The organism is Microbacterium sp. LMI1-1-1.1 (assembly GCF_040815675.1).
In the GTDB taxonomy this organism is placed as follows: domain Bacteria; phylum Actinomycetota; class Actinomycetes; order Actinomycetales; family Microbacteriaceae; genus Microbacterium.
On sequence record NZ_JBFPNN010000007.1, the window covers coordinates 369,135 to 390,472 of the forward strand.

The 21,338-nt window shown below is 72.8% G+C and carries 16 protein-coding genes; 2 read left to right on the plus strand and 14 right to left on the minus strand.

The window, feature by feature from the left end; translation table 11 throughout:
* Positions 1-179 precede the first annotated feature (179 nt).
* The 4 genes from MRBLMI1_RS07720 to MRBLMI1_RS07735 form a co-directional block, all read right to left on the minus strand.
* Positions 180-1,223 (minus strand): ATP-dependent DNA ligase, encoded by a 1,044-nt coding sequence (locus MRBLMI1_RS07720; protein WP_367729162.1) that lies wholly within the window; start codon positions 1,221-1,223, stop codon positions 180-182.
* Between the two features lie 4 nt (positions 1,224-1,227).
* The gene (locus MRBLMI1_RS07725) at positions 1,228-2,409 is read right to left on the minus strand and encodes an AI-2E family transporter (RefSeq protein ID WP_367729164.1); all 1,182 of its coding nucleotides are present in this window, start codon (positions 2,407-2,409) and stop codon (positions 1,228-1,230) included.
* A 159-nt stretch (positions 2,410-2,568) separates the two neighbouring features.
* Positions 2,569-3,810 (minus strand): acyl-CoA dehydrogenase family protein, encoded by a 1,242-nt coding sequence (locus MRBLMI1_RS07730; protein WP_367729180.1) that lies wholly within the window; start codon positions 3,808-3,810, stop codon positions 2,569-2,571.
* Between the two features lie 113 nt (positions 3,811-3,923).
* On the minus strand, positions 3,924-4,592 hold the full coding sequence (locus MRBLMI1_RS07735; protein ID WP_367729183.1) for a TetR/AcrR family transcriptional regulator: 669 nt from the start codon (positions 4,590-4,592) through the stop codon (positions 3,924-3,926).
* 476 nt (positions 4,593-5,068) lie between these two features.
* On the opposite strand from MRBLMI1_RS07735, the gene MRBLMI1_RS07740 reads away from it, so the two are divergent.
* Positions 5,069-6,553 (plus strand): FAD-dependent oxidoreductase, encoded by a 1,485-nt coding sequence (locus tag MRBLMI1_RS07740; protein ID WP_367729185.1) that lies wholly within the window; start codon positions 5,069-5,071, stop codon positions 6,551-6,553.
* 583 nt (positions 6,554-7,136) lie between these two features.
* On the opposite strand, the gene MRBLMI1_RS07745 is transcribed toward MRBLMI1_RS07740, so the two are convergent.
* The 5 genes from MRBLMI1_RS07745 to MRBLMI1_RS07765 form a co-directional block, all read right to left on the minus strand.
* Positions 7,137-7,769, minus strand: a complete 633-nt coding sequence (locus MRBLMI1_RS07745; RefSeq protein WP_367729188.1) for a LysE family translocator — start codon at positions 7,767-7,769, stop codon at positions 7,137-7,139.
* Positions 7,770-8,368: 599 nt separating this feature from the next.
* Entirely contained in the window at positions 8,369-9,940 is a 1,572-nt protein-coding gene (locus MRBLMI1_RS07750; RefSeq protein WP_367729190.1) for an FAD-dependent oxidoreductase, read from the minus strand.
* Positions 9,933-12,032 (minus strand): molybdopterin oxidoreductase family protein, encoded by a 2,100-nt coding sequence (locus tag MRBLMI1_RS07755; RefSeq protein ID WP_367729191.1) that lies wholly within the window; start codon positions 12,030-12,032, stop codon positions 9,933-9,935. The genes MRBLMI1_RS07750 and MRBLMI1_RS07755 overlap by 8 nt, the downstream gene beginning before the upstream one ends.
* 2 nt (positions 12,033-12,034) lie before the next feature.
* Complete coding sequence (locus MRBLMI1_RS07760) at positions 12,035-13,483, minus strand: MFS transporter (protein WP_414685829.1); 1,449 nt, start codon at positions 13,481-13,483, stop codon at positions 12,035-12,037.
* Between the two features lie 507 nt (positions 13,484-13,990).
* Positions 13,991-15,130 carry a hypothetical protein gene (locus MRBLMI1_RS07765; protein WP_367729193.1) on the minus strand — a complete coding sequence of 380 codons (1,140 nt, stop codon included), beginning with the start codon at positions 15,128-15,130 and terminating at the stop codon, positions 13,991-13,993.
* Between the two features lie 356 nt (positions 15,131-15,486).
* On the opposite strand from MRBLMI1_RS07765, the gene MRBLMI1_RS07770 reads away from it, so the two are divergent.
* Positions 15,487-16,245, plus strand: coding sequence for an alpha/beta fold hydrolase (locus tag MRBLMI1_RS07770; protein WP_367729195.1), 759 nt, complete (start codon positions 15,487-15,489; stop codon positions 16,243-16,245).
* A 15-nt stretch (positions 16,246-16,260) separates the two neighbouring features.
* On the opposite strand, the gene MRBLMI1_RS07775 is transcribed toward MRBLMI1_RS07770, so the two are convergent.
* The 5 genes from MRBLMI1_RS07775 to MRBLMI1_RS07795 form a co-directional block, all read right to left on the minus strand.
* Complete coding sequence (locus MRBLMI1_RS07775; protein WP_367729197.1) at positions 16,261-16,863, minus strand: hypothetical protein; 603 nt, start codon at positions 16,861-16,863, stop codon at positions 16,261-16,263.
* Between the two features lie 187 nt (positions 16,864-17,050).
* Positions 17,051-18,619: a carbohydrate-binding domain-containing protein gene (locus tag MRBLMI1_RS07780; RefSeq protein ID WP_367729199.1), complete on the minus strand. Its 1,569-nt coding sequence runs from the start codon at positions 18,617-18,619 to the stop codon at positions 17,051-17,053.
* Positions 18,604-19,446: a polyphosphate polymerase domain-containing protein gene (locus tag MRBLMI1_RS07785; protein ID WP_367729201.1), complete on the minus strand. Its 843-nt coding sequence runs from the start codon at positions 19,444-19,446 to the stop codon at positions 18,604-18,606. The genes MRBLMI1_RS07780 and MRBLMI1_RS07785 overlap by 16 nt, the downstream gene beginning before the upstream one ends.
* On the minus strand, positions 19,443-20,108 hold the full coding sequence (locus tag MRBLMI1_RS07790; RefSeq protein WP_367729205.1) for a DUF4956 domain-containing protein: 666 nt from the start codon (positions 20,106-20,108) through the stop codon (positions 19,443-19,445). The genes MRBLMI1_RS07785 and MRBLMI1_RS07790 overlap by 4 nt, the downstream gene beginning before the upstream one ends.
* The gene (locus tag MRBLMI1_RS07795) at positions 20,105-21,337 is read right to left on the minus strand and encodes a glycosyltransferase (protein ID WP_367729207.1); all 1,233 of its coding nucleotides are present in this window, start codon (positions 21,335-21,337) and stop codon (positions 20,105-20,107) included. Before MRBLMI1_RS07795 ends, MRBLMI1_RS07790 begins: the two co-directional genes overlap by 4 nt.
* Between the last annotated feature and the right edge of the window lies 1 nt (position 21,338).

Here is a 21,338-nt window from a genome sequence, read left to right on the forward strand (position 1 = left end):
GGGGTGCTGCGCCGCGAGCGTGCAGGACCCGTGGGGCTGATGGGGCGCTGCGCTGCGAGCCTGCAGGGCCGGTGGGGCTGGTGGGGCTGCGCCGTCAGTATGCAGGGCCGGTAGGGCTGGTGCGTACTGCGGGGGTGCAGGGAGTGGCATCCGCCCCACCAGTCCTGCAGACGCGCAGGTCAGTCCAGGACGTCGCCCAGATCGTAGGCGCCGACGGACTCCAGCTGGTCGAACGTGCACGACCGGGCCTCGCGGTCGGGGCGCCACCGCTCGAACTGGACGGTGTGGCGGAAGCGCATGCCCTCGAGCTGGTCGTAGCGGACCTCGACCACGCGCTCGGGGCGCAGGCGGACGAACGACACGTCCTTGGATGCCGAGAAGCGGGAACGGTCCGTCTCGCCGACGACCGCGTCGCCGGCGTCGTCGCGCTCGACCAGCGGCTCCAGCTCGTCGATGAGCTCGAGCCGGCGCTTGTCGGTGAAGGCCGAGATGCCGCCCACTCCGTGGAGCCGCCCCTCGCCGTCGTAGAGGCCGACCAGCAGCGAGCCGACGCCGCGACCGGACTTATGGATGCGATACCCGAGAACGACCACGTCGGCCGTGCGCGCGTGCTTGATCTTGAACATCGTCCGCTTGTTCGGTGCGTAGGCCTGGGCGAGCGGCTTGGCGATGACGCCGTCCAGACCGGCCCCCTCGAACTCGGCGAGCCAGCGGCGCGCGAGATCGGGGTCGTCGGTCGTCCGGGTGACGTGCACCGGGTGCGGGACGTCTCCGAGCAGGTCGACGAGCTGGGCCCGGCGCTCGGAGAACGGCTCGTCCTGCAGGTCCCGGTCGCCGCGTGCGAGCAGGTCGAACGCGATGAACATCGCCGGCGTCTGCTCGGACAGCATGGTGACGCGCGACGCGGCGGGGTGGATGCGCTGCGACAGCGCCTCCCAGTCCAGGCGCTGCGCCCCCGGCTCGCCGCGGGCGACGACGACCTCGCCGTCGATGAGGCACGGCTCGGGCAGGATCTCCGCGAACGCCGCCACCAGCTCGGGGAAGTAGCGGGTCAGCGGCTTCGCGCCGCGGCTGCCGATCTCGACCTCCGTGCCGTCCCACGACACGAGGGCGCGGAACCCGTCCCACTTCGGCTCGTAGCTGAAGCCGCCCGCGACCTTGCCGTGCTCCGGCACCGCGGGCACCGACTTCGCCAGCATCGGTGCGGGGATGTCGTAGCCCATGGACTCAGGCCTTGCTCTCGTCCCCGGACAGAGGCACGGGGTTCGACCGCTTCTTCTTGCGCGCCCATTCGGCCGGCTTGTCGGGCCCGTTCCACACGGTGACGATGCCCCACACGACGGCGGTGAGCGGCACGGCCAGCAGGGTGCCCAGGATGCCGCCGATCGCGGTGCCGCCGGCGAGCACCACCAGCACGACGAACGAGTGCAGCTTCATCGAGCGGCCCATGAGCACGGGCTGCAGGAAGTTGCCCTCGAGCTGGTTCACGAGCACCACGATCCCGACGACGATCAAGGCGACGACCCAGCCGTTCGTGACGAGCGCGACGAGGGCCGCCAGGATGCCGGCGGTCACCGCACCCACGATCGGGATGAACGCGAGCATGAACACCAGCACGGCCAGGGGCAGGGCGAGCGGGACCTGCAGGATCGCGAGGCCGATGCCGATGCCGATGGCGTCGACGGCCGCGACCGAAGCCGTGCCGCGGACGTACGAACCGAGGACGGTCACCGTCTTGTCGCCGATGCGACGGGCGCGGTCGTAGTCGGCGCCGCGGAAGGGGCGCAGGACGAACTCCCACATGCGCGGCCCGTCCTTGAGGAAGAAGAACAGGATGACGACCATCAGCACGAAGCCCGTGACGAACGAGGCCACCGCGCTCACGCCGGCGAGGGCGCCGGTGCCGAACTGCGCGCTCGTGACGAAGTCCTGGATGCCGCTGATCGCCTGGTTGACCTGATCGGGCGAGATGGCGAACGGCAGCGTGTGATACCAGTCCTGTGCCGTCTCGAAGCCCTCGACGGCCTGCGCGCTGAGGTAGTCCCACTGGTCGACGACGGCGTTCACCACGAGCCAGCCCAGCGCGCCGAGCACGGCGACGACGGCGAGCAGCGTCAGCAGGGTCGCGACGACCGCCGGGACGCCCTTGCGTCGCAGCCACATGGTGACGGGGCCGAAGGCCGAGGCGAAGATGAGGGCGAGGATCAGCGGGATGATGACGAGCGTCACCTGCTGGATGCCCCAGATCAGCCCGGCGACGAGCACGACGACCACGATGATCTGCACGGCGCGCACGGCGAGGCGTCCGAACCCGTCGGACCAGAGGCTCCGGGGCGTGTCCGCGCCCGGCGGCAGGGCCGCAGGGGCCACGACGGTGCGGGGCTCGGGGCGACGAGAGAACAGGCTCATGCTCCGAAGGTAGCCGGGAGGGCCGACATCCCGCGGGCGGTTGCGCTGCGACCCCGCGGCGGCATACACCGGGCGGTCGTAAGCAATGGCGGCATCCCTCCGCCCGTCCCGCTCGGCTCCGGACCGGGCGGTCGTGGGGGTGGTGGCATCCCTCCCGTGTCAGACGAAGGCGCCGACCCCGGTGATGTCACGCCCCAGCAGCAGGGCCTGGACACTCTCGGTGCCCTCGTACGTGTGGATGGCCTCGATGTCGGCCATGTGCTGCATCACGCCGTTCTCGAGGAGGATGCCGTTGCCGCCGAGGAGGTCGCGCGCGGTCGCCGCGATCCGTCGGGCGGCGCGGGTGTTGTGGTACTTCGCCAGGGACGCCTGCGTGGGACGGAGACCCCCGGATGCCTCGAGGTCGGCCAGCCGACGGCAGTAGAGCTGCATCGCGGTGAGCTCGTCGAGCATCTGCGCCAGGCGTTCCTGCACCATCTGGAACGACGCGAGGGGCTTGCCGAACTGCGTCCGCTCCGTCGCGTACGTCCGCGCGGCCTCGTAGCAGGCGGTCGCGTGTCCGAGCGCCGACCACGCCACGCCCGAGCGCGTCGCGTACAGCACCCGCGACGCGTCCTTGAAGGTGTGCGACCCCGGCAGCACGGCGTCGGCGGGAAGGCGCACGTCGTCGAGGGCGATGTGGGCCTGATGGATGCCGCGGAGCGACACCTTGCCGGTGATGACGGTGCCCGTGTAGCCCGGGGTGTCCTGCTCGACGAGGAAGCAGCGGACGGCGCCGTGGCCCTCGCCGCCCTCGTCCGCGACGCGCGCCCAGACGAACGTGATCCCGCCGGAGGCGCCGTTGCCGATCCACTTCTTCGTCCCGCTGAGGGACCAGCCGTCCGCGGTGCGCGTCGCCGTCGTCTCGAGAGAGACGGAGTCGGAGCCGTGGTCGGGCTCGGTCAGGGCGAACGCACCGAGCACCGTGCCCGCGGCGAGCGGCTGCAGCCATCGGTCCTGCTGCTCCGGCGAGCCGAAGAGCGCGAGGGTGCGCAGCGCGAGGCCGCCCTGCACGGCGAGAGCGGTGGCGAGCGAGCCGTCGCCGCGCGAGATCTCCATGTTGACCAGGCCGGCGGCCAGCGGCGACGAGGCCGGCAGCGCGGGGTGCTCGATGCCGTCGGTGAACAGCTCGAGCTCGCCCATGCGGCGGAGCATCTCGACGGGGTAGGTCGCGGCGTCCCAGTGCGCGTGCATGGTCGTGCCCACCTCGTCGACGAAGGCCTTGGCCCGGTCCCACGCCGCGCGGTCGTCCTGCGGGATGTCGGCGAACAGCGCGTAGTAGTCGGTGTCGCGGCGGCCCAGCACGTCGTAGCGGGCGGTGCGCTCACCGGGGAGGGTGCGGGCGTCAGCGTCGATGCTCATGGTTCCCAGTATCGCGCATGGCGGTACTGAGTGTCACCCTCGTCGCCGTGAGTCGGCTGGGACCCGTGGTGGGGTCCGGGGAAGGCGCCGGGCCCCGGGCGGGAGCGCGCGGGTCAGCGGGGCAGGGCGGCGCGCAGGCGGCGCGTCACCTCGGCGGCCGGCATCCGCCGCGGGAACGTCGCCACGACGAGGTCGTCGTCCGCGGAGGCGTCCCCGTCCGGATGCACGCCGTACCGTCGCATGGCGTCGTCGAGGGCCCGGCGCAGCACTGCCGCCGGCACGCGGCCGCCCCGCAGCAGACGGCGCAGCACGTGGTTGTGCACCGAGGTGACCAGGGCTGCGAAGCCGACGGCATCCAGGGGGTCCAGTCCGAGCAGGGACTCGCGCAGGTACTCGTCGAACAGGCGCTCGTAGCGGAAGACCGTGACGATCTCGCGATCGCGCAGCCCGGGGACCTGGCGCACGATGGCGTAGCGGCGGCGGGCGAGCTCGGGGTCGGCGGCGAAGTGACGGAACACGCGCATCGAGGCGTCGCAGACCGCGGCCCACGGGTCGTCGTGGGGCTGCGCGAGGTAGGCGCGGGACTCGTCGAGCAGCACCTCGTGGTCAGCGAAGACGACGTCCTCCTTGCCGCCGAACTGCCGGAAGAACGTCGAGCGCGACACTCCGGCGGCCTGGGCGATCTGTTCGACCGACGTGTGGTCGTACCCCTGCGAGGCGAAGAGGTCGATGGCCGCGGCGACGACGGCCGTGCGGCTGGGGGCGGGGGACGTGTCGCTCACACCGCGAAGCCTATTGGCCCGGCGCGGGGAGGGCGGGCGCGGCGCGGGTGGGGCGCGGGGCGCGGGGCGCGGGGTGGGGGGCGCGGGGTGGGGCGGCGTGGCGAGGATGCAGGGGCGGTGGGGCTGGTGGGGCGCGGGTGGCGAGGATGCCGGGGCCGTGGGGCTGGTGGGGTGCGGCGCGGCGAGGATGCAGGGGCGGTGGGGCTGGGGGAGGCGTGGGAGTCGCAGGGGGTGGCATCCGTCCCACCCGTCCTGCAGACGCGTGCCGGACCCGAGAAGGCGGCGCGGGCCGGACCCGGGAAGGCGACGTGGGCCGGACCCGGCGGCGACGAGTGCCGGACCCGGGAACGCGACGCGTGCCGGACCCGGCGGCGACGCGTGCCGGACCCGGCAGGGAGGGGCGGCGGCCCGTAACCGACTCGGCGGGCCGCGGCAAGTGGATGCCGGCGGCCAGGGTCCCGCAGTGGGATAGGACCATGACTTCGCTCTGGCAGTCCGCGTCCGCCCCCGTCGAGGGCACCCCCCTCGTACCCGACCGTCGGCACGACGTCGTCATCGTCGGGGCCGGCATCACGGGACTCTCGACCGCCGTGCTGCTGGCCGAGGCGGGCGTCGACGTGGCCGTGGTCGACGCCGGACCCGTGGGGCAGGGAGCGACCGGGGCCTCGGCGGCGGAGGCATCCCTCCTCCAGGGGACGACGCTGGCCACCCTGCGGTCGCACCATCCCGCTGGTCTCGTGCGCGCCTACGTCGACGCGAACCGGGCCGGGTTCGACTGGCTCGTCGAGCGGGCGGGGGCCGACGCCGACCGCCGGACGTCGTTCACCTTCGGTCGCGGCCCGGACACCGACCCCGCGCTGGACGCCGTGCTCGCCGCCGCGAAGGAAGCGGGGCTGCCCGTCCGCGAAGACACCCCCGACGACTTCGGCGGACGGTCGCGGGCGCGCGCCGTGGCCCTCGACGACCAGCTCGCCCTCGACCCGGTGCGTCTCGCGACCACCCTGGCGCAGCAGGCGGTCGCCGCGGGGGCGGCGCTGCATACGGGCGTGACCGTGCGCGACGTGCACGCGCTGCCGCAGGGCCGGATCGACACGGATCAGGGCGCGCTGTTCGGCGACACGGTCGTCCTCGCGACCGGGACGCCGCTCACGCGGCGCGGACTCTACGACCTCAAGACCCGGGCGCTCCGGTCCTGGGCGATCGCCTACGAACTCGCTGACGCGACGCATGCCCCGGGCGGCATGTGGTCCGAGGTGGGCGCCGATGGACGTGGGGTGATGGCGGTGCCCACCTCGTTCGGGCGTCCCGCCCTGCTGGTGACGGGCGCGCGGCATCCGGTCGGGTCGGGGCGGTCCGAGGTCGCCCTGGCCGAGGAGCTCGCGGCCTGGGCGCGGCGCACGCTGCCCGTGGGGGACGAGCTGGCGCGCTGGTCCGGGCAGGACTACCAGTCGCACAATCTCGTGCCCTTCGTCGGAGGGATGCCGCGCGGTCTCGGCCGCATCCGCTTCGCGACGGGGTATGCGGGGTGGGGGCTCACCAACGGACCCGCGGCTGCGATGCGGCTGGCCGACGAGATCCGCGGGGTGTCGCGCCGGAACCGTCCGCAGTGGCTGCGGACCATCGGCACGCGCATGACCGTCCCGGCCGACCTCGGGCGGGGGTTGGCCGAGGCCGCTCGCCGCGCCCGAACCGTGGGCGCGGCTCTGTCGGGCGCGGTTCCGGCCCCGGCCCCGCGGCCGGCCGAGGGCGCCGGAGTCGTCGTGCGTCGGGGCCTGCGGACGGCGGCCGTATCGACGACCGCGGGGACGACCCGCACGGTCGTCGCTCCGGTTCCGCTCACCTGGAACGACGCCGAGCGGTCCTGGGACAGCCCCGTCGACGGCTCGCGCTTCGCGCCCGACGGTCGCCGGCTCGAGGGCGCGGCGTCGCACGACCTGCCGGAGGTGGGGCGTACCTCCTGAGCTCCGGCGGGTGGGCCGGGTCGCGGTGCGGCGGTGGTGCGGGGTGGCCGGTGCGGCTCGCGTAACTCCTGAATTCTGGCGGTGGGTGCGGGGCGCGGTGTGGGCGCGGTGCGGCTCGCGTAACTCCTGAGTTCTGCGGGCGCGACTGGGGCGCGGTACGGGGGCGGGGCGGCTCGCGTAACTCCTGAGTTCGGCGGGCGCGACTGGGGCGCGGTACGGGGGCGGGGCGGCTCGCGTAACTCCTGAGTTCGGCGGGCGGGTGGGCGCCGGTGTCGGCGTGCCGGGCTCCGGAGGAATGGATGCCGCGGGCCAGTGGCATCCATTCTGGACGGCTCCACCGCGTCGTTCTGCAGAGCGTGGCACCGGATCTGCGCGGCTGCCGACGGCGTGGGTCGGTGCACGCGATGGGCCGGTGGGCGCGCCGGTTCTCAGGAGTTGCGCGAGTGTCTGGCGGGTGGCGCGGGCTGTGGGCGGGGTGAGCGGGGCCGGTGGGCGCGCCGGTTCTCCGGAGTTGCGCGAGCGGGCGCCGCGGGCGCAGGGTGCGACGCCGGCTCTCCGGACGCGCGCGTGCCCGGCCGGCGCGTCAGCTCTTGGCGCCGGTGACGGCGAGGGCGCCGCCCAGGCCGATCATCATGACGCCGCCGGTGCCGGACAGGGTCGAGATCCGGCGGGGGGAGCGGGCGAACCAGTTCCGCGCGGTCCCGGCCGCGAGGGCCCACGCGCTGTCGCAGGCGAGCGCGAGCACCTGGAAGGTGAGCCCGAGCAGGAGCAGCTGCAGCCACACCGCGCCCGCGTGCGGGGCGACGAACTGCGGCAGCACGGCGACGAAGAAGGCGATCGTCTTGGGGTTGGTGAGGCCGACGACGAAGCCCTGCCGCAGCAGCGTCCAGGAGGACGTGGCAACCCGCGACGGACCGACGACGTTCGCGTGGCGGTGGCGGATCGCCTGGATGCCGAGCCACACCAGGTATACGGCCCCCGCGATCTTCAGCACGGTGAATGCGACGACCGACGAGGCGACGATGGCCCCCACCCCGAAGGCCACGGCCAGCACCGCCGGGACGGTTTCCAGTGCGTTCCCGACGACGCTCAGCACGCCCGCGCGGCGGCCGAGCGCGATCGAGCGCCCGATGACGAACAGCACGCTCGGACCGGGGATCACGATGATGACGACCGAGGCGGCGATGAAGGCCACGACGTTCTCGAGGGGGAGCACTCGCGCAGCGTACTGCCGCTGCGTTTCGTGCGGGTGTCGCCAGCCGTCCGCCCGCCGAACTCCGGAGAAAGTGGATGCCACCGGCTCACGCGGCCGTCCTCGACGGCGTCCTGCCGCGGTTCTCCGGAGTTCGGCGGGAAGCCCCGTCCGCACGCGACTCCCCGGAGTGCGGTAAGAAGCCCCGTCCGCCGTCGGCCCGCCGAACTCTGGAGAAAGTGGATGCCACCGGCTCACGAGGCTGTTCTCGACGGCGTCCTGCCGAGGTTCTGCGGAGTTCGGCGGGAAGCCCCGTCCGCACGCTACTCCCCGGAGTGCGGCAGGAAGCCCCGTCCGCCGTCGGCCCGCCGAACTCCGGAGAAAGTGGATGCCACCGGCTCGCGCGGCCGTTCTCGACGGCGTCCTGCCGCGGTTCTCCGGAGTTCGGCGGGAACCCCCGCCCGCCGCCCGCCGCACGCGACTCCCCGGAGTGCGGCAGGAAGCCCCGTCAGCCGTCGGCCCTCCGAACTCCGGAGAAAGTGGATGCCACCGGCTCGCGCGGCCGTTCTCGACGGCGTCCTGCCGCGGTTCTCCGGAGTTCGGCGGGAAGCCCCGCCCGGGCGTCAGGCCGGGACCGCGTCGCGCGCGAGCAGCTCGGTGATGCGGCCGGCGCAGGTCCCGCACCCGGTCGCCGCGCGGGTGGCGGCCTTGACGCACGCGAGCGTCGGCGCGCCGGCCGCGGCGGCGTCCCGGATGGCGCCGGCCGTCACGCCGTTGCACCAGCAGACGGTGGCGTCCGCGGCGAACGGGTCTCCGGCGATCGGCGCCCCGAGGTCGGGGGCGTCCAGTCGCAGCAGCGAGGAGCGGTCGGCCGGCAGCTCGGATCCCCGCTCGAACAGCAGGGTGAGCTCGGCGCCGGTGCGCGGCATCCCGACCGCCACGAACCCGGTGAGCACGCCGTCGACCGTCACGATCTTGACGTAGGACCCGCGGGCGGGGTCGGCCCAGACCGTGGCCTGGGGGACGTGGCATCCAGGTGCATGGATCGCGGCGAACGGGTCGACGTCGACGTCACCGCCGGCCACCACGTCGATCCCCTCGGCCTTGAGCATGACGACACCGGGCCGTTCGGCGACCGCCGGCACCGCGGCCCCCGTGGACAGCAGGGCCGCAAGACGATCGGCCTGCCGCCAGCCGGGGCCGACGAGTCCGCTGGGCCCGCCCGTCACACGTCCCGCGGCCTCGACGTCGGAGGGCTCGGCGACGTGTGCGCAGTCGCCGATCGCGAAGATCGCCGGGTCAGTCCAGGAGCGCGACGCTCCGTCGACGAGGATGCCCGTCGAGGTGGCCACGCCCGCCGCCGCGGCGAGCTCCGTCCGCGCCCCGACGCCGCACGACAGCACGAGCAGGTCGCCCGTCAGCACCTTGCCGTCCGCGCAGACGAGTCCGCCGAACCAGGCGCGTCCATGATCGTCGTACCGCAGGTCGATGCTCTCCGCGCGGGCGTGGGGCGCCATCTCGACGCCGGCAGCGCTCGCCGCGGCGGCGAGCACGCGCCCGCCGTTCTCGTCGAGCGTTCGGTTCATCGGCGCGGCCGAGTGGTAGGCGACGACGACCTCGGCCCCGGCCTCGGCCGCGGCGAGGGCGAGCTCCATCCCGAGCACCCCGGCCCCTAGCACGACGATCCGCTGCCCGGACGTCACGGCCGCCCGCACCCGCTCGGCGTCGGCGAGGTCCCGCAGTGCGACCACGCCGTGCGGCAGGGGCGCGCCGCCGAGGTCGAGCTCGTCCGGCGTCGTCGGCCGGGCCGTCCGGTCGCGCCGTGCGCGTTCCATCCCGGCGAGCGTCGGCACGTTCGCCCGGGCGCCGGTCGCGAGCACCAGCCGGTCGTACGGCAGATGGATGCCGTCGTGCAGACGCACCGCCCGGCGATGACGGTCGACGCCGACGACCGCGGTGCCGAGCGCGAAGCGCACCCCGGCCGCTTCGGCGACACGGCGGTCGTCCATGTCGAGGCCGGCGCGGTCCATGCGGCCGACGGCATACTCGGCCAGCAGGACGCGGTTGTAGACGTCGTGGGTCTCGGCCCCGACGACGGTGAGGTCGATGCGTCCGTCGCGGACCGCGGGGAGGAGCCCGTCGACGAGCCGCGCTCCGACGGGGCCGTAGCCCACCAGCACCACACGCTCAGACATGGACGTCCTCCTTCAGGGAACCAGCGGCAGCCCCGGCCGCCGGCTCGGCGAGCGACACGCGGACGCGCGTGCGCTTGAACTCCGGCATCGCCGAGGTCGGGTCGACGGCGTCCTCCGTGAGGCGGTTGGCGCAGCCGTCGCCCGCGTAATGGAACGGCAGGAAGACCGTGTCGGGCCGGATGTCCTCGGTCACGGTCGCGCGCGCCCGCACCGTCCCGCGCTCGTTGGCGACCGTCACGAACACCCCGTCCCGGATGCCGAGACCTCCCGCCGTCGCGGGATGGATCTCCAGCCGAGCCTCGGGCCGGGCGTCGTGCAGCTCCGCGATGCGGCGGGTCTGCGCCCCCGACTGGTACTGCTGCAGGTAGCGGCCCGTGACCAGCGTCAGGTCGCCGCCGGCGTCCACGGGTGAGGGGGGAGCGGCATCCACCGGCACGAGACGCGCGCGCCCGTCCGCGTGCGCGAACCGCTCGGCGAACGGTCGCGGGGTGCTCTCGGTCGCGAACGGCCAGTAGGCCTCGACGCCCGTGTCGAGCAGCGCGTGGGAGAGCCCCGAGTAGTCGGCGATGCCGCCGGCGGAGGCGCGCGCGAGCTCGTCGAAGACCGTCGCCGGATCGGTGGACCACGTGGATGCCGCCCCCAGACGACGCGCGAGCTCGGACAGCACCCACAGCTCGCTCCGGGCCCCCTCGGGCGGGGTCAGCGCCCGACGGCGGCGGAGCACCCGGCCCTCGAGGGACGTCATCGTCCCCTCCTCCTCGGCCCACTGCAGCACCGGCAGGACGATGTCCGCCAGCGCGGCGGTCTCGGACAGGACGAAGTCGCAGACGACGAGCATGTCGAGGGCGCCGAGCCGCGCGCGGACGGCCTGGACGTCCGGGGCGGAGACCACGACGTTGGATCCGGCGACCAGCAGCGTCCGGACCGGCCCGCCCAGCTCCGCGAGGAGGGCGGTCGCGGGGATGCCGGCATCCGGAAGTCCGTCCGGGTCGACGCCCCACACGCCCGCGACGTGCCGCCGGGCCTCGGGGTCGCGGATGGAACGGTAGCCGGGGAGCTGGTCGGCCTTCTGCCCGTGCTCGCGCCCGCCCTGCCCGTTGCCCTGCCCGGTGAGGGTGCCGTATCCGGAACCGGCGCGGCCGACGAGACCCAGGACGAGGGCGAGGTTGATGGCGGCGGTCGCGGTGGCGGTGCCGTCGACGTGCTGCTCGACGCCGCGGCCCGTGAGGATGTAGGACCGTCCCGCGGCGAGACGCCGGACCGTCGCGCGCAGGAGCGACACCGGGACGCCGGTCGTGGCGGACGTGCGCTCCGGCCACCACTGCGCGACGCTGCGGCGCACCGCGTCGGCGCCGGTGGTCCGCTCGTCGAGGTACGCCCGGTCGGCCAGGCCCTCCGCGAACGCGAGATGGGTGAGACCGAGCAGCAGGGGGAGGTCGGTGCCCGGGGCGGGTTGCAGGTGGGTGCCGGCGCCGTCCTCGGTCAGCCGGGCGGTCGCCGAGCGGCGCGGGTCGACGACGATGAGCCCGCCCTGGGCCCGCGCGCCGGCGAGGTGGGCGAGGAACGGGGGCATGGTCGCGGCGACGTTCGAGCCGAGCAGGAGGATCGTCTCGGCGTCGTCGAGATCGGTGACGGGGAACGGCAGGCCCCGGTCCATTCCGAAGGCGCGATTGGATGCCGCGGCCGCCGACGACATGCAGAACCGGCCGTTGTAGTCGATGCGCGAGGTCCCCAGCGCCACCCGGGCGAACTTCCCGAGCTGATAGGCCTTCTCGTTGGTGAGCCCGCCGCCGCCGAAGATCGCGTTGGCGTCGGCGCCGTGGGTGTTCTTGGCGTCGCGGAACGCCGCGGCGACGGCATCCAGCGCCTCGTCCCAGGTGATCTCGGCGAAGGAGCCGTCCGGGGCCTTGCGCAGCGGCATCCGGAGCCTCTGGGGGGATGCCAGGAGCTCCGCCGACGTCCAGCCCTTGGCGCACAGACCGCCCCGGTTGGTGGGGAAGTCGCGCCCGGCGACCGTCGTGTCATGGGTGTGCGTGACGGTCATCGCGCACTGCAGCGCGCAGTAGGGGCAGTGGGTGTCGGCGGAGCTCATGGTCAGATGCGGGTGCCGGACTTCTTGGACAGCGTCAGGTACACGCTCGCGGTGATCGCGAGGAAGGCCACGTAGGCGAGGGCGAACCAGCCGAGGGCGGGGGTGTAGGAGCCGAAGGTCGTCTTCGAGAAGCCGAGCAGCTGCGGGATGAAGAAGCCGCCGTAGGCCCCGATCGCCGAGATCAGACCCAGGGCCGCGGCGGCCTTGCGCTGCGCGCCGATGCCGCCGTTGGCGCGGAGGGTGAAGATCGTCGGGATCATGCGGTAGGTCGAGCCGTTGCCGATGCCCGCCGCGGCGAACAGCACCAGGAAGCACGCCAGGAAGACGGCGAAGTTCTGCATCGGCAGGGTCAGGATGACGCTGAGGATGCCGAGACCCATCACCGTGAAGGCGCCCATCGTGATGACGGTGCCGCCGAAGCGGTCGGCGAGCTTGCCGCCGTACGGGCGGGCGAGGGAGCCGACGAGCGCGCCCATGAACGCGAGAGTGACGGTGGCCGAGCCGATCGCGATGCCCGTGAAGTCGGGGAACGTGTCGGCGAGCAGCTTCGGGAAGACGCCCGCGAAGCCGATGAACGACCCGAACGTGCCGATGTAAAGGACGGCCATGACCCACAGGTGCGGCTCCTTGAGGGCGGCGAGGGATGCCGTGATGTCCGACTTCGCGTTGGAGAGGTTGTCCATGCGGAAGTACGCGCCCACCATCGCGACGATGATCAGCGGCACCCAGATGAGACCCGCGAGCGGCAGGTTGAGGGTGGCGGCGGCGCCGACCGTGATGACGATGGGGACGACGAACTGCGCGACCGAGGCGCCGAGGTTGCCGCCGGCGGCGTTGAGTCCGAGGGCGTAGCCCTTCTGCGCGGCCGGGTAGAAGTAGGTGATGTTCGCCATGGAGCTGGCGAAGTTGCCGCCGCCGAAGCCGGCGAGAGCGGCGATGACGAGGAGCACGCCGAACGGGGTGGCCGGGTTGGAGACCGCGACCGCCAGGCCGATGCTCGGGATCAGCAGCAGCGCCGCCGAGACGATCGTCCAGTTGCGGCCGCCGAAGCGCGGGACCATGAACGTGTAGGGGATGCGCAGCGTCGCGCCGACGAGGCTCGGCATGGAGATGAGCCAGAAGATCTCGCCCGTCGAGAGCGTGAAGCCCGCGGCCGGCAGCGAGACGACGACGACGGACCACAGCTGCCAGACGACGAAGCCGAGGAACTCGGCGAAGATCGACCACCGCAGGTTGCGGGAGGCGATGGCCTTGCCCTCACGGGCCCACTGCGCGGCGTTCTCGGGGTTCCAATTGTCGATCCAGCGGCCGGGGCGGTGTTTCAGCTCTGCGCTCGCGGCTTCGGTGGGTGCTGCTGCGGTGGTCGCGGTCGCTGCTGCGGTGCTCGCGGCTTCGGCTCGGGGTGCGCGGTGCGCCGGGGCGGCGTCGGGGCGCGGGTCGGTGACGGTCACGGGGTCCTCCGTAGGGCGATGTGGGGAGGTGCAGCGCCCCGCATGGGCTGGGCGTGCCGCCAGCGTAGGGAGGAGGGATTACCCGGGACCGCGTCGTCGGGGGCGGGGAGGTAACGGTTGTCTCACCCGCGGTGGGGGCGGGGGAGAGGGGGAGTTTACGTGGCCGTTACACGCCGGGCGGAGCGGGGAGCGGAGGGCGGAGCGGTGGCGGTCGAACATCGAAGCTGCTGAGACGCGACCGGTAATCACGCACATCCGATGGTTCGGCTCGCGTATGTTGCGAGGCTCTCCCGCCCGGCACCTTCGATGCGCCCCATTCACGGTGCGAGGAGCGACCGTCGATAGAACGCCCCCCGGGGAAGCCACTCGTCGCCGAGCTCGCGTCGGACACCCACCCGAGCCGCACTGCCTTCTGGATGCTCCATCCCGCCTCTCAGCAGCCCTCGACCGTTGTGGCACTATCAACGAGCCCGCTTCAGCGATCCGAGAAAATGCGCGTTCCGCCATTTACGAGGTAGGCGACGTAGCGGAGGCTGTGGCAGGCTTGATGAGATTCGCTAGTGTGAGCATCCCACTCAGAGATTCATCACCTGTTCCGCCCTTTCCGCCCGTCGTGAGGTGGGCCTGTAGTACAAGTTGGCCCATCGTTGTCATGAAACGCTGTTTCTCAGTGGGGTCGCCGATCTGATTGCTATAAGCGATCATCGTGCCCATCGCCGTCGAAAGGTCGTGCGCGCGCTGAGCTGACTGGTCGCGTGATCGCGCGCGAGCCAATAGAACACCGGCGAACGTCGCTAGCGCGGCCGTCGAGACGAGATGCAGTCCCACTTGTTCGAACGCGGTGTAATCGGGACCAATCTGCAGGTAGTGCAGCACGACGGGCAGGACAGCCACCGTTGCTGCGGCTCCCAGAGTGATAAGACCTCCAACCCATGACCCCTTGGACTCCTTCGCGTTGCGAGCGGCGTCAGCCTTGAACAAGGAGTTCGTCGCGTCCGAAGTTGTCGCATTGACGAGCAGCCCCGCCTGGCCAGCTTTGGTTTCGAGATCACTCGTTGCGCGATCGATGGCCTCCTGGGCTCGCACGCTCGTCTCTTGGATTTCCGATTCAAACTTTTCGATTGCCGCCGCCGTGCCTTCCAGTCCGCGCAACCGATCACCCGCACTGGCGACGATGTGCGTCAGATGCTCGTTCGAAACAGTTGGGGGAGGTGGGTTCGGCGTCATGAGTAAACGCGCCGCTAGGTCCGATTGGCCATTGGCCAGGAGGTTCCACGCCTGGCCAACAAAATCGGGGCCTGACCACCAGGGCGCGCCGTAAGTCAGCAGCTCGGCAAGGCGGCTAGCGAGATGGGGGTAGGAGCTGAGGTTGCCGATGACGTTGTGGTACGTCTGCGTGAGCTGTCCCGCAAAGCCCGCTTCCGCCGCTCTCAATGCCCAGGTAACACCTTCCTCGAGGCTGGGATAGCCCTGCTGCATGAGCATCCATGCCAGAAGTGCCGCTGCCCATGGATGATTGGCCTCCGCTTTGGCTCGCACCAAGTTAGAGGCCTGTGCCGGGTCACCCTGGTTCCAAATCTGATGCACTTGCTGCAGGAACGCCACGTCAGACGGGTCAGCGGGCGGCAGAGGCGTATACATGTCCACGCAGCAACGTTATGGGATGGCTCCGACATCTTAAGTTGCGTGAGATCAGCCGGGCTCGCGATGGCAAGAGGGTGCTGCCCCGTCCCGCCGTTGACGAGAAATAATAAGGCCCGTGCCTCAGTAGGTTTGAGTTCACGAATTTCATTGGCCGCGCATTTACTCCATATGACGTCCCAGATCGCCGACCCCAGCTCGTGGGCGAACTCGGGTACGACCATTTCCTCGCCCACGGGGGCGATTGGGGCGGGCCCATCGCCATCGCGCTCGGTGGTCGGTTTCCGGCCCAGGTCACCCGAGAGCCGCGGCCACCGCAACCCTCATCCGCCCACCCGCCCGAGCCGCCTACGGTGGCGCGCGTGACGCTCACGCCCCCTCCCCGTTCCCACCGCGTGAACGGCCTCCCTTTCCAGTCCTTCTCGACCCGGCGGCCGGGCGCGACCGCTTACGTGCTCGTCCACGGCATCGGGATGTCGCACCGCTATCTGCGGCGCCTGCATGACGAGTTGGCGACGGATGCCGAGGTGCACTCGGTGGACCTGCCCGGCTTCGCCGGCGTCCCCACGCCCGGGCGATCGCCGGGCATCCGCGAGACGGCCGACGCCCTGGGTGGTGTGCTCGACGACCTCGGCGTCCGCGACGCGGTGCTCGTGGGGCAGTCGATGGGGTCGCAGTGGGTGGTGGAACTCGCCGCCCGCCGCCCGGATCTGGCCCGCGCGGTCGTGGCACTCGGTCCGGTCGCCGACAGCCGGCGCCGCGGGGCGGTCACCCAGGCGCTGCTCCTCGCGCGGGACTCCGCGCTCGAGCCGCCCCGGCTGCTCGGCATCGTCGTCAGTGACTACGTCCGCTGCGGCCTGGTCTGGTACGCCCGGCAGGCGCGACACATGCTGCGGTACCCGATCGAGGACAGGGTGGCGCATGTGACCGCGCCCGTCCTCTTCATGCGGGGCGGCGACGACCCCATCGCCTCCCAGGACTGGCTGACGCTTCTGCGGGCTCGCGCCCGTGACGCCGACATCGTGACCATCCCGGGCCACCGGCACCTCGCGCACTTCACCGCGCCGATCGAGACGGCCGACCGCATCCGGGCTTTCGTGGCGGCGCACCCGCCTCGATGAATCGCCGCAGTGCGGTCAGGGGACCCGGATGCCGATGGACCTCAGCTCCAGATTCGCGAGCTCCCTCATGACCTCGGGGTCCCTCCGACGCCAGGCGCCGAGCGGGTCGGGGTCGATCCGGGCGACCGCTCCGACCTTCTGATTCGTGAGGGCGCGAAGCGCGAGCAGGTCGATGTCGAGGCCGACGCGGATCATCTGCCGCGTGCGCGTGGCGCGGGTGACGAACCGGATGCGGGGGAGGAGCCACACGAGCAGCAGGATGAGGATCGGAACGGCCGCGACGCCGATCCCGAGGGCGGTCGCCGCCCGCAGGATGAGGTCCTGCTCGGTCTGACCGGCGGACTGCAGCGTCTCTCCGGCGCTGCTCGCCGCGTCGAACGGGTCGCGAATGCTCTCGCCGATGAGAGGGATGCCACCCAGTCGACCCCCGACGTCGGTCATCGACGACTGCAGCCCCGCGCCGGCATCCTGCATCTGCCGGCCGAACCGGGCGAGCTCGTTCACCACGGAGAACACCAGGATGCCCATGGCGACGCTCGCGGCGATCAGCGCGACCGCGACGACGTCCGCCACGATCTGCCGCGTCCGCCGCGGCGCGAAGTCCGAATACAGTTTCACGCCGTCAGCCTCCCACGCGGCGCGGCGCCGGCCCGCGGTTCGGGGCGCGATTCGTGCAGGGGGCGACCTACGTCCGCCCCACTGCACATCTCGCGCCCCGACCCGCCCCGAGCGCCGCGCCCCGACCCGCCCCGACCCGCGGCGCACGCCCCGACCCGGCGGCGCCCGCCCCGACCCGCGGCGGGCGTCAGGGCCGCTGGCCGCCGCCGCCCATCCCCATGCCGCCCGCCGCGGCGACGCCGGCGGTCACCGACGTCGCGGAGCCGTCGACGCTCACCGTGTAGGTCTGGCCGTCGGTCACCGCCGACGACGAGAACACCACCGACCCGAACGACTTCTCGGCCGTGTACGAGGCGATGACGGAGCCGGTGGCATCCTGGATCTCCACCGTCGACCCGGCGGAGCCCGACGCCGTCGCGGCGATCCAGCCCTGCGCCGACGAGGCGTCCGGCGACTCCGCCATGCCCGTGCTGCCGATCGCGACGAGCGTGCCACCGGTGACGGTGAGCCCGCCGTTGGAGTCGAGCGCCCCGTTCCCCTGACCGGTGGGTCCGTAGACGGTGACGTCCCCGCCGGTCATGGTGATGCTGCCGTTGGAGTCGAGACCGTCGCCCTCCGCGTCGATCACGAGGGTGCCGTCCGAGATGGTGACGGTCTCGCCGGTGTCCTGCATCCCGCCGCCCATCCCGCCGCCGGACGTGGTGGTGCCCGACGCGTTCACGCCGTCGTCGGAGGAGGTGACGCGGGTCGTGCCGCCGGCGATGCGGATGTCGGCCGACTCGATGCCCTCGTTCGACCGGCTGACGGTGATGTCGCCCCCGGTGATCGCGAGGGCGGTCTCGGAATGGATGCCGTCGCCCTCGGCCGCGATCGCCACGGTGCCGCCCGTGACGACGGCGTCGGTCTGCGCGTCGATGCCGTCATCGGTCGCGGTCGCGTCGATCGTGCCGCCGGACACCCACACGTAGCCCTGGGTGGCGTCGTCCGTCTGGTCGCTCTTCAGCGCATCCCCGCCGGCGGTGAGGGTGAGCGTGCCGCCGGACACCACGAGGGAGTCCTTGCCGCGGAGGGCGTCGTCGGCGGCATCCACGGTGATCGTCCCGCCGAGGATGGCCAGGTCGTCAGTGGCGGAGATGCCGTCGTTGCCGGTGTCGGTCACCGTGAGCGCGCCGGAGCCCGAGACGGTGAGGTCGCTGTCGGCGGAGATCGCCGCGCTCGCGTCGGCGTCGGCCGAGCTCGCCGCGGTGACGGCGTTCGTCGAGCCGTCGGCGAGCGAAAGGGCGACGTCGTCGGCGGTCACCACGTGGATCGCCGAGCCTGAGGTGCTCGTGATCGTCGCCCCGTCGAGCACGAGGACCACCTGCGCGTCGTCGGGGGCGTCCACGACGACCTGACCGTCGAGGGTCCCGGTGAGGCGGTAGACGCCGGCCGCCGTGATCGTGACGGTCGAGCCGTCGACGGTGACGCCGTCCGCGTCGCTGGACGCGGTGGAGCCGGAGAGGGTGATGGTCGCGGCATCCGCGGTGCTCCACTCGTCGTCGTTCACGACGGTGCCGTCGGCGTTCGCCGCGAGCAGCTCCGCGGCGGCGGCGGGGATGGCCGCGTCGACGTCCATGGTGGTCTGCACGCTCGACTCGGTGCTGAGCGGCGACGTGGCCGACGGCGTCGCGGCGGGCTGCGCGGTGACGGCGCATCCGGCGAGCACGAGGCCCGCCAGGGCGAGGGGGAGGGTCAGGGGGATCAGGCGGCGGCGCATGGCGTGTCCTTTCGAGCGGGGCGGGAGGGGGAGAGGGATGCCGGGGAGGCGAACGGTCCGGAGAGGACCCGGGTCCAGCGGTTCCGGGGCAGGTCGGGGCGCAGCGCCGCCATCCCGGTGGCGTACTTGCTGACGCGCTGCGGGCGGTGCCCGGCGCGCCACAGGGCGCGGTCGAGGGCTCCCGCCTGGCCGGGGGACTTCGTCTCGACGATGGCGAAGCGGGGAAGGGTGAAGCCGGCGCCGTCCGCGTCGACCCATTCGAGGTCGAGGTCGACGGTGGCACGCGACGGTATCGCCCCGGGCAGCAGCAGCGTCGCGCGCCGGTACCGGGTCTGCAGCCGCGCGTCGAGGTCGTCGGCGCGAGCCGGGGCGACCCCGATCGCCCCGAACGCCTCGGCGACGTCGTCGCGCGCCGCGGAGGTGAGACGTTCGGCGGCGCCGATGTCGTACTCGTCGCGCTCCTTGCGGGTGAGGCCGCGCGCTCCGCGCGTCTTCATCTCGAGGTAGGCGGCGCCTGTGTCGAGGTACGTGCGCGTCCGGAGCTTGAACCGGCGGCGGCGGCCGTGAGCGGCGAGGCGGAAGCTCAGTAGGTCGGGGGTGTCGAAGTAGACCGACCGGTAGGCCAGCTCCCGCTCGCCCGCGATCTCCAGCGCGGACGGGGCGTCGGCGGAACGGTGGAGGGCGTGGAGGAGGGAGGCGGCGGCATCCATCGGCACCACGTACTTGCGGTCCACCCGGGTGAGGAGCGCCGCATCGGCGGTCAGGGCGTCGAGCCCGATCGACGGGAGGGCGGCGAGGGCGTCGGTCGCACGGTCGCGGGGGCTCATCGGGCGCCGCCGATCAGGTCGGCGAAGGCGATGCCGGTGCCGTCCTCGTCGGAGCGGCGCGCGGCGGGGGTGTCCGCGCGGGCGTCGTCGGCGGGTCGGGCGGTGGGGGCCGCGGCGGCCCGCACGCGGTACCGCACGTCGACGAGCGTGGTGTCGTCGACGAGGTCGAGCTGCTGGACCGTGAGCCCGGTCACCTCCCCGCCGAGCAGGCGCTCGAGCTCCGTGCGGAGAGCGGTCTCGTCCGGGATGGCGCGGTCGAGGTGCACGACCTGGTGCCGGGACCGCGAGAGCACCCGCGGGTGGTCGGCGACGACGAGGACGGCGACGATCAGTCCGACGAGCAGCAGGGGAGTAAGGAGGTCGGTGTGGGGCAGGCCGCAGATGAGACCGATCGCGAGAGCGGCGAAGTAGTAGGCGACCTCGCGCTGAGTGATCTCGCTCGATCGCAGCCGGATGATCGACAGCACGCCGAACAGGCCGAGCCCGAGGCCCAGCGCGACCTCCGCGGTGCCGAGCACGGTGGCCACGGCGAGGACGCCGACGTTCACCCCCAGGAAGGCGACGACGAGGTCGCGGCGGCGATGCCGCTGGAAGTAGACGGCGCTGAGCAGGACGGCGGCGACGAGGTCGGCCGCGGCCAGGAGGAGGGCGGTGGTGGTCATGGGGTGCTCCTTGCGGTGAGGGGATCGGACGTGGTGGGGGTCGGGGCGGAGGCGTCCGCGGGGTCCGCTGTGGACGACGGGCCCGAGACGCCGGCTGTGGAGGAGGCGTGCGGGGCGGGGGCCGGGGCTGTGGCCGGGGCCTGCGGGGCGGCAGCGGGCGTGCCGGGCCGCGAGATCGGGCGGGGCGGCGGGCCGGCGGCATCCATCCGCGGGAAGACCAGCGATCGCTGGACGCCGTAGCTGAGGACGGACAGCACCCCCTCGGTGACGACCTTCGCGGGCAGCAGGGCCAGCCCGTGCTCGGTGAGGAAGGACATCCAGGCGATGTTGGATGCCAGCAGGGCCAGGGCCAGCACCCCGTACCGCACCGCCTGCCCGACGAGCGGGCCGCCCTGGGCGCGGAAGACCACGCGCCGGTTGACGAGGAAGTTTGCGCTCGCCGACAGCAGACGCGCCGCGACGATGGACGGGACCAGCCAGCCCGTCAGCGCCTGCAGGAGGAGCAGCGCCACGGTGTCCACGACGAACGCCGCGAGCGACGACGACGCGAACAGCAGCACCGGCAGCAGCACCCGCAGCGAGTCGCGCACCGGACGGAAATGGCTCGACGCGTTGCGGTCGAGGTAGACCGTGTCGATGGGCACCTCGTGGGCGGCGATCCCGTCGGGGCTCAGGCGCAGCAGCATCCGCTGCTCGTACTCGAAGCCGTCGCCCGGGACGCCGAGCGCCCAGGCGAGACGGTCGGACGGGATGCCGCGGAGTCCGGTCTGCGTGTCGGTGACCTGCCGTCCGGTGGCGAGCCGGAACAGTCCCCGTGCGGCCGCGTTGCCGACGCGGCTGCGCAGGGGGACGTCGCCGCGGAACCCGCGGACGCCGAGCACCAGCGCGCTCCGTCCGTCCGCCGCGTCGGTGCGCAACGCCTCCGCCACGCGGCACACGTCGGTCGGCGTGTGCTGTCCGTCAGCGTCGGCCGTGACGACGTCGGCATCCGGTCGCTCGGCGGCGATGCGGGCGAACCCGGTCTTGAGCGCCGCGCCCTTGCCGCGGTTGGCGGGGTGGGCGAGGACCTGGGCGCCCTCGTCGCGGGCGGCGGCGAAGACGGGCGCGAAGGCGGGGCCGCTGCCGTCGTCGACGACGAGCACCTCCAGGTCGGGATCCGCGCGGCGCAGCTCGCCGATGAGGATCGGCAGGCGCGGGCCCGGCTCGAACGCGGGGATGAGGACGAACACC

Bases quoted from the DNA above. Each gene is read 5' to 3' on its own strand.
- MRBLMI1_RS07785 (WP_367729201.1), bottom strand. From the start codon at position 19,446: ATGAGCCCCCGCGACCGTGCGACCGACGCCCTCGCCGCCCTCCCGTCG.
- MRBLMI1_RS07730 (WP_367729180.1), bottom strand. From the start codon at position 3,810: ATGAGCATCGACGCTGACGCCCGCACCCTCCCCGGTGAGCGCACCGCC.
- MRBLMI1_RS07720 (WP_367729162.1), bottom strand. From the start codon at position 1,223: ATGGGCTACGACATCCCCGCACCGATGCTGGCGAAGTCGGTGCCCGCG.
- MRBLMI1_RS07790 (WP_367729205.1), bottom strand. From the start codon at position 20,108: ATGACCACCACCGCCCTCCTCCTGGCCGCGGCCGACCTCGTCGCCGCC.
- MRBLMI1_RS07725 (WP_367729164.1), bottom strand. From the start codon at position 2,409: ATGAGCCTGTTCTCTCGTCGCCCCGAGCCCCGCACCGTCGTGGCCCCT.
- MRBLMI1_RS07755 (WP_367729191.1), bottom strand. From the start codon at position 12,032: ATGAGCTCCGCCGACACCCACTGCCCCTACTGCGCGCTGCAGTGCGCG.
- MRBLMI1_RS07740 (WP_367729185.1), top strand. From the start codon at position 5,069: ATGACTTCGCTCTGGCAGTCCGCGTCCGCCCCCGTCGAGGGCACCCCC.
- MRBLMI1_RS07750 (WP_367729190.1), bottom strand. From the start codon at position 9,940: ATGTCTGAGCGTGTGGTGCTGGTGGGCTACGGCCCCGTCGGAGCGCGG.
- MRBLMI1_RS07780 (WP_367729199.1), bottom strand. From the start codon at position 18,619: ATGCGCCGCCGCCTGATCCCCCTGACCCTCCCCCTCGCCCTGGCGGGC.